The organism is Pseudomonas bananamidigenes, from assembly GCF_001679645.1.
Lineage (GTDB): Bacteria > Pseudomonadota > Gammaproteobacteria > Pseudomonadales > Pseudomonadaceae > Aquipseudomonas > Aquipseudomonas bananamidigenes.
In genome coordinates, this window is sequence record NZ_LRUN01000081.1 from 23,677 (window position 1) to 30,930 (window position 7,254).

Genomic DNA, 7,254 nt, shown 5'->3' on the forward strand with positions numbered 1-7,254 from the left:
GACCCATGGCAAACGTGCAAAGCGGCAAAATGATCGTCGGTCTCGATATCGGCACCTCCAAGGTGGTGGCGCTGGTCGGCGAGGTTGCGGACGACGGCACGCTCGATATCGTCGGGATCGGCACCCATCCGTCCCGCGGCCTGAAGAAAGGCGTGGTGGTGAACATCGAGTCCACCGTGCAATCGATCCAGCGCGCGATCGAAGAAGCCCAGTTGATGGCGGGCTGCCGCATTCACTCGGCGTTCGTCGGCGTGGCGGGCAATCACATCCGCAGCCTGAACTCCCACGGCATCGTGGCGATCCGTGATCGCGAAGTCAGCTCTGCTGACCTGGAGCGCGTACTCGACGCCGCCCAGGCCGTGGCGATCCCGGCTGACCAGCGTGTGCTGCACACCTTGCCGCAGGACTACGTGATCGATAACCAGGAAGGCGTGCGCGAGCCACTGGGCATGTCCGGCGTGCGTCTGGAAGCCAAGGTCCATGTGGTCACCTGCGCCGTCAACGCTGCACAGAACATTGAAAAGTGCGTGCGTCGCTGCGGTCTGGAAATCGACGACATCATTCTCGAGCAACTGGCTTCGGCCTACTCGGTACTCACCGACGACGAAAAAGAGCTCGGCGTGTGCCTGGTCGACATCGGCGGCGGCACCACCGACATCGCGATCTTCACCGAAGGCGCGATCCGTCACACGGCCGTGATCCCGATTGCCGGCGATCAGGTGACCAACGACATCGCCATGGCGTTGCGCACCCCGACCCAGTACGCCGAGGAGATCAAGATCCGCTACGCCTGCGCCCTGGCCAAACTGGCCGGTGCCGGCGAGACCATCAAGGTGCCGAGCGTCGGCGACCGTCCACCGCGGGAACTGTCCCGTCAGGCCCTGGCCGAAGTGGTCGAGCCGCGTTACGACGAACTGTTCACCCTGATCCAGGCCGAGCTGCGTCGCAGCGGCTACGAAGACCTGATCCCGGCCGGCATCGTGCTGACCGGCGGTACGTCGAAGATGGAAGGCGCCACCGAGCTGGCCGAGGAGATCTTCCACATGCCGGTACGCCTCGGTGTGCCGCACGGCGTGAAGGGCCTGGATGACGTGGTGCGCAACCCGATCTATTCCACTGGCGTGGGCCTGCTGATGTACGGCCTGCAGAAGCAGTCCGACGGGATCTCGTTCTCGGGCATCGGCAGCCGCGACAGCTACAGCAACGATGAGCCGCAGGCGCCGTTGCTCGACCGTTTGAAGAAGTGGGTTCAAGGCAACTTCTAAAGCTTTACCGCAACACCGCAACAAAATGCAGTAGGCGAAAAAACTAGAGAATGTAAGGAGAGGGAAAATGTTCGAACTCGTAGACAACATCCCCGCAAGCCCGGTAATCAAGGTTATCGGTGTTGGCGGTGGCGGCGGCAACGCTGTCAACCACATGGTCAAGAGCAACATCGAAGGCGTCGAGTTCATCTGCGCCAACACCGATGCTCAGGCGCTGAAAAACATCGGCGCGCGTACCATCCTGCAACTGGGCACCGGCGTGACCAAGGGCCTGGGCGCCGGCGCCAACCCGGAAGTCGGCCGTCAGGCTGCGCTGGAAGATCGCGAGCGCATCGCTGAAGTGCTGGCCGGCACCAACATGGTGTTCATCACCACCGGCATGGGCGGCGGTACCGGTACCGGTGCGGCGCCGATCATCGCCGAAGTGGCCAAGGAACTGGGCATCCTGACCGTTGCGGTCGTGACCCGTCCGTTCCCGTTCGAAGGCCGCAAGCGCATGCAGATCGCCGACGAAGGCATCCGCATGCTCTCCGAAAGCGTCGACTCGTTGATCACCATTCCCAACGAGAAGCTGCTGACCATCCTCGGTAAAGACGCAAGCCTGCTGTCGGCTTTCGCCAAGGCTGACGATGTACTGGCCGGTGCCGTTCGCGGTATCTCCGACATCATCAAGCGTCCGGGCATGATCAACGTCGACTTCGCCGACGTACGCACCGTGATGAGCGAAATGGGCATGGCGATGATGGGCACCGGCTGCGCCAGCGGTCCGAACCGTGCACGTGAAGCCACCGAAGCGGCCATCCGCAACCCGCTGCTGGAAGACGTGAACCTGCAGGGCGCGCGCGGCATCCTGGTGAACATCACTGCCGGTCCTGACCTGTCCCTGGGCGAGTACTCCGACGTGGGTTCGATCATCGAAGCCTTCGCGTCCGAGCACGCGATGGTCAAGGTCGGTACCGTGATCGATCCGGACATGCGCGACGAGCTGCACGTAACCGTGGTTGCCACCGGTCTGGGCGCCAAAATCGAGAAGCCGGTGAAGGTCATCGACAACACCGTTCACACCACCATGGCTGCCGCTCCGGTGCAACAGCAGGCGCCTGCGCGTCAGGAACAACCTGCCGTGAACTACCGTGATCTGGACCGTCCGACCGTCATGCGCAACCAGGCTCAGGCCGGTGCTGCGACTGCCGCGAAGATGAATCCGCAAGATGACCTGGATTACCTGGACATCCCGGCCTTCCTGCGTCGTCAGGCTGATTGATGGAATGTATCAGGGCTATGAAGGTGATTGGTGTTCAGCAAAGGCTCGGTCTGATATCATCGCCAGCCTTTGTTGATACCAGTTCGCAATTTGCGCTGAAGCGGCCCAAGCCATGATTAAACAACGCACACTGAAAAATATTATCCGTGCCACAGGTGTAGGCCTGCACTCCGGGGAGAAGGTCTACCTGACCCTCAAGCCTGCGCCTGTCGACACTGGCATTGTGTTTTGTCGCGCTGACCTCGACCCTGTGGTGCAGATTCCTGCCCGCGCGGAAAACGTCGGTGAAACCACTATGTCGACGACGCTGATCAACGGCGACGTCAAAGTGGACACGGTAGAGCACTTGCTCTCGGCCATGGCTGGCCTGGGCATCGATAACGCCTACGTCGAGCTCTCCGCGTCCGAAGTCCCGATCATGGACGGTAGCGCAGGACCTTTCGTATTCCTGATTCAATCGGCAGGCCTGGAAGAACAGGACGCCGCCAAGAAATTCATCCGCATCCTGCGTGAAGTGACAGTGGAAGACGGCGACAAGCGCGCCACTTTCGTCCCTTTCGACGGATTCAAGGTGAGCTTCGAGATCGATTTCGATCACCCGGTATTCCGGGACCGCACCCAAAGTGCAAGCGTGGATTTTTCCAGCACTTCGTTCGTAAAAGAAGTCAGCCGCGCGCGTACTTTCGGTTTCATGAGTGACATCGAGTACCTGCGCAAGCACAACCTCGCACTCGGCGGCAGCGTTGAAAACGCGATCGTGGTCGATGCCGATGGCGTACTGAACGAAGACGGCCTTCGCTACGAAGACGAATTCGTGAAGCACAAGATCCTCGATGCCATTGGCGACCTGTACCTGCTGGGCAACAGCCTGATTGGTGAGTTCAAGGGCTTCAAGTCCGGCCACGCACTGAACAACCAGCTTCTGCGCAAACTGATTGAGCAGAAAGATGCCTGGGAAGTCGTGACGTTCGAAGACGCCAGCACTGCACCGATCTCTTACATGCGCCCGGTTGCGGCAGTGTAAGTAAAAAACCTCTCTAGTTTTTTGAAGGCCACCCTTGGGTGGCCTTTTTTTATGCCTGCAGGTTTCGTATTGGCTGTGCCAGCGATGGGGCCGGAAAGGCCGCCCCGGCATCAAGCCATGACAACCCGGTTTCGGCCTCCTTCCTTGGCCTGATACAGCGCCCGGTCTGCCGCGAACAGGAGTTGTTCCAGACTGATTTCACTGGTCACTGTCCAGGTACTGATCCCGATGCTCACCGTCATCGGCATTTCATCGCCCTCCATGCGTGGCAATTGCTCGACAGCGGCCCGCACATGCTCGGCAATCTGCTGCGCGCCGGCGCTGTCTGTTTCCGCCAGGACCACCGAGAACTCTTCACCGCCATAACGCGCCACCAGATCCGCCGGGCGGCGCACATTGGCGGTAATGACCCTGGCCAGTTCACGCAGCGCCTGATCCCCGGCCTGATGGCCGTGCCGATCGTTGAACGCCTTGAAGTGATCGGCGTCGATCATCAGCAGCGACAAGGGTTTGCCCGAGCGCTGAGCACGAAACCATTCGTGACGCAGCGACTGATCGAGCATGCGCCGGTTGGCGACACCGGTCAGGGCATCGGTGGCGGCCAGTTGCGCCAGCTCGCGTTCGGCCCGTTGCCGCAGGCGCAGCTCCCGGGCCAACAGCCAGGTCAGCCATAGCAGCCCCACACACAGCACGCCGGTGGCGCCGCTGATCAGGATGGCCGTGCGTCGCCAGGCACCGAACACCTCATCGCTCGACAGTGCAACGATCACCGTCAGCGGCAGATTGCCGACCTGGGAATAGGTATACAGGCGTTGCTGGTGATCCATGCTTGAAATGCTGTTGAAGCTGCCATTGCCGCTGCGGTCGCGCAGGATCCGCACCACGTTGGGGCGGTTGGCGAAGCTCTTGCCGATCGAGTCGCTCTGCAGATAAGGCTTCTGGGCCAGCAGAATGCCGTCGTTGTTGATGATGTTCAGGGTGCTGTCGACACCGATGTCGAGGCTGTTGAACAACTGGTCGAAGTAGTCGAGCTTCATCGACGCCACGGCCACGCCCAGGAATTCGCCAGTGTCCGAGGAAATGCGCCGGCTGAAACTGATGCGCCACTGATCCGCGTCGTCGCAGTCGCAACGGGGTTTGAACGGGCGGCTGATGAACATGCCGGTGTCGCGGTTGAATGCATGGGCGAGAAAGTAATCGCGATCGGCGAAATTTCCCGGCAGCGGGGTGATCCGCGAGGAATCGGCAATGACCTCGCCATGTTTGTCGAGCAGCAGGATGTCGCCCTTGAAGCGCGCCGTGGTGGAGCGGTCAAACAGCGCCAGGTGGCGGATCTGCGGCGATACGTTTTTCAGGTCTTCGCGCTGGGCGGCGGCGATCAGCCCTTGCAAAGTCAGGTCGTACAGCTCGACGGTACGCAGCACGTCGGCATCGATGAGTTGGGCAACGGTGGTGGCACTGCGGGTGGCCGATTCCTGAGCGTTGGCATGCTCGCGAATCAGCAGAAAAGTGACGATGCACACAATCGCGATCACGCTCAGCAGACTGCCGAGAATCAGCAGCCGCTCGGGACGTCCGGTCTTGCCCGCAGCGGGTGGGGTACGGCTCGCGATCATGGTTGGTTATCGGTGATGGATTCTTCTAAGCGTAGGCCTGTGGATAACAATGTGGGAGCGAGCCTGCTCGCGATAGCGGTGAATCAGTCAGCATTCCTGTTTCTGACACTCCGTTATCGCGAGCAGGCTCGCTCCCACAGTGTTGGTGGCCTGCCCGGTCAGGCAGACCTCTTCAGCTTAGCGCCGATCTTAGAAGACGTTGATCGGGTAGTCGATGATCACTCGGTATTCATCTGTGTCGGTGTCCAGCGCGCCGTAGCCGTTGCCGCCACGGTTGGTGGCCCATTGCAGACGCACTGCGAGGTCTTTGGCCTGACCGCTCTGTACCACGTACTTGAGGTCGATATCGCGTTCCCAGTGTTGGGCGTTGCGGCCTTCGGCGCTGTACCACGCGGCGTAGCCCTTGCTGTCCGGGTCGACTTTGGTCAGGTCCAGCGTGCCGCGCGAGTAGGACACCGCCGAGGTCAGGCCCGGCAGGCCGATGCCAGCGAAGTCGTAGGCGTACTTGAGTTTCCACGAGCGCTCGTTGGGGCCGTTGAAGTCCGAGTATTGCTGGGAGTTGTCGAGGTAGATGCTGTCGCCCTGGCTGATGTAGTCGAACGGCGTGTTGCCGTTGACTCGCTGGTAGGCGGCGCTGACGCTGTGATGGCCGATGCCGACGGTGAAATGCAGGCTGTAGGTGTTGTTGTCGATGTCGCCCAGCAGCGCGTCGCCGGTGTCCTGGGTGTGATAGAAGTGCAGGCCCGGGTTGAGGGTCACCAGGTCGTTCAGCGCCCAGGTGTAGTCGAGGTCGTAGTAGTACTGGTTCCAGATGTCCTTCAGTTCGGCCGCGTACAGGTTGCTGGTCAGGCCTTCGACGCCGCTCCAGGACACGCCGGCCCAGTTCAGGTGCTGGCTTTTATCACCCTCGGCGAGGGTGCCGTAGGAGGTGCCGATGCGCTTGTGGCCGCTCTGGTTGTACGGTTTGGTGAAGCTGGCCTGGCCGCCCTCGATCATCCAGCCGTCGAAGCTGTGGTTGGTCAGGCTGACGCCGCGGAAAGTCTGCGGCAGCATGCGGCTTTCACCGCCGGCGATCACCGGGTTGGTGAGGAACAGGTCACCGGCCTTCAGCTCGGTATCGAACGCACGCATTTTCAGCGTACCGCCGGCCGTGGAGAACGAACCCGGCGCTTTGCCGTTGCCATCGCTGACCGGCAGGATGCTGGAGTTGTCCGTGCCGCCACCGCCGTCGAGTTTCAGACCGAGCATGGCGTGGGCATCGAGGCCGAAGCCGACCGTGCCTTCGGTGTAGCCCGACTGGAATTTGCCGAGGAAACCCTGGCCCCACTCGATGTTGTCGTCCGCGTGCTGCAGGCGGTTGCGATTCATGTAGTAGTTGCGGGCGTTGAGGTTGAGGCTGGAGCCTTCGACGAAGCCTTCTTTCTCGGCTTCAGCGGCGTGGGCAGCGGGGGCAATCGTTGCGGCAATTGCAATGAACAGCGGGGTGAAACGGGCTGGGTAACGCACTTGCGGTAAAGCTCCTTGGGTCAACTGACACTTCAATGTCTTGAGGTGCTGGATGTTTCTAATTGTAAGAGACGAACCGGACCGCTTTCACACCACAACGAAAAAAGGCCACTGAACATCAGTGGCCTGGAAGGACGACGGTTGAACGGGAAGAGCCAAACAACCGCGTCGAGGGAAACGTTGCGCGGTGTGCGGCTCAGCTGTCTTTCTCGACACTCTGGACCCGGGCGTTTGCGGCCTGAGGGGCTTGCGTGGCGTCCTGCGCCTTGGCCATCACTTCTGCCTGATGCTGTTCGAATGCCTGGGCGCGAGCGGCATTCTGCGCTACGAACGACTGCGATTCTTCAGCCATCGCCATCGGCGACAGGATCAATGAGGACAAAACGAAAGCGCTGGCAATACCCATACTGTTGGACATCTTGAAAACCTTCTTGCTTGGCAAGTGCTGTTTGGTGCGGGCAAAGATAAGGTCGCCGGGCATCGGGAAACAGCGTGATTTTCATAAATGACTGTTACAGCAGAAGCAAAAGTCACCCCCTCACCCCAGCCCTCTCCCCCCAGGGGGCGAGGGGGAAAGGG

At 60.8% G+C, this 7,254-nt stretch carries 6 protein-coding genes; 3 read left to right on the forward strand and 3 right to left on the reverse strand.

Annotated features, from left to right (window positions below; translation table 11 throughout):
* Window positions 1–5: 5 nt before the first annotated feature.
* The 3 genes from ftsA to lpxC all read left to right on the forward strand — a co-directional run bounded on the left by ftsA (window position 6) and on the right by lpxC (window position 3,553).
* Entirely contained in the window at window positions 6–1,265 is a 1,260-nt protein-coding gene (ftsA, locus tag BBF94_RS24430) for a cell division protein FtsA (protein ID WP_065261511.1), read from the forward strand.
* Window positions 1,266–1,332: 67 nt separating this feature from the next.
* Window positions 1,333–2,529: a cell division protein FtsZ gene (gene ftsZ / locus BBF94_RS24435; RefSeq protein ID WP_065261512.1), complete on the forward strand. Its 1,197-nt coding sequence runs from the start codon at window positions 1,333–1,335 to the stop codon at window positions 2,527–2,529.
* A 112-nt stretch (window positions 2,530–2,641) separates the two neighbouring features.
* On the forward strand, window positions 2,642–3,553 hold the full coding sequence (gene lpxC, locus BBF94_RS24440) for a UDP-3-O-acyl-N-acetylglucosamine deacetylase (RefSeq protein WP_065261513.1): 912 nt from the start codon (window positions 2,642–2,644) through the stop codon (window positions 3,551–3,553).
* Window positions 3,554–3,663: 110 nt separating this feature from the next.
* On the opposite strand, the gene BBF94_RS24445 is transcribed toward lpxC, so the two are convergent.
* The 3 genes from BBF94_RS24445 to BBF94_RS24455 form a co-directional block, all read right to left on the reverse strand.
* Window positions 3,664–5,169, reverse strand: a complete 1,506-nt coding sequence (locus tag BBF94_RS24445) for a sensor domain-containing diguanylate cyclase (protein ID WP_065261514.1) — start codon at window positions 5,167–5,169, stop codon at window positions 3,664–3,666.
* Window positions 5,170–5,358: 189 nt separating this feature from the next.
* Window positions 5,359–6,675, reverse strand: coding sequence for an OprD family porin (locus BBF94_RS24450; protein ID WP_065261515.1), 1,317 nt, complete (start codon window positions 6,673–6,675; stop codon window positions 5,359–5,361).
* 196 nt (window positions 6,676–6,871) lie between these two features.
* Complete coding sequence (locus BBF94_RS24455; protein ID WP_065261516.1) at window positions 6,872–7,093, reverse strand: hypothetical protein; 222 nt, start codon at window positions 7,091–7,093, stop codon at window positions 6,872–6,874.
* Window positions 7,094–7,254: the final 161 nt, after the last annotated feature.

Bases quoted from the DNA above. Each gene is read 5' to 3' on its own strand.
- BBF94_RS24455 (WP_065261516.1), bottom strand. From the start codon at position 7,093: ATGTCCAACAGTATGGGTATTGCCAGCGCTTTCGTTTTGTCCTCATTG.
- ftsZ (WP_065261512.1), top strand. From the start codon at position 1,333: ATGTTCGAACTCGTAGACAACATCCCCGCAAGCCCGGTAATCAAGGTT.
- BBF94_RS24445 (WP_065261514.1), bottom strand. From the start codon at position 5,169: ATGATCGCGAGCCGTACCCCACCCGCTGCGGGCAAGACCGGACGTCCC.
- lpxC (WP_065261513.1), top strand. From the start codon at position 2,642: ATGATTAAACAACGCACACTGAAAAATATTATCCGTGCCACAGGTGTA.
- ftsA (WP_065261511.1), top strand. From the start codon at position 6: ATGGCAAACGTGCAAAGCGGCAAAATGATCGTCGGTCTCGATATCGGC.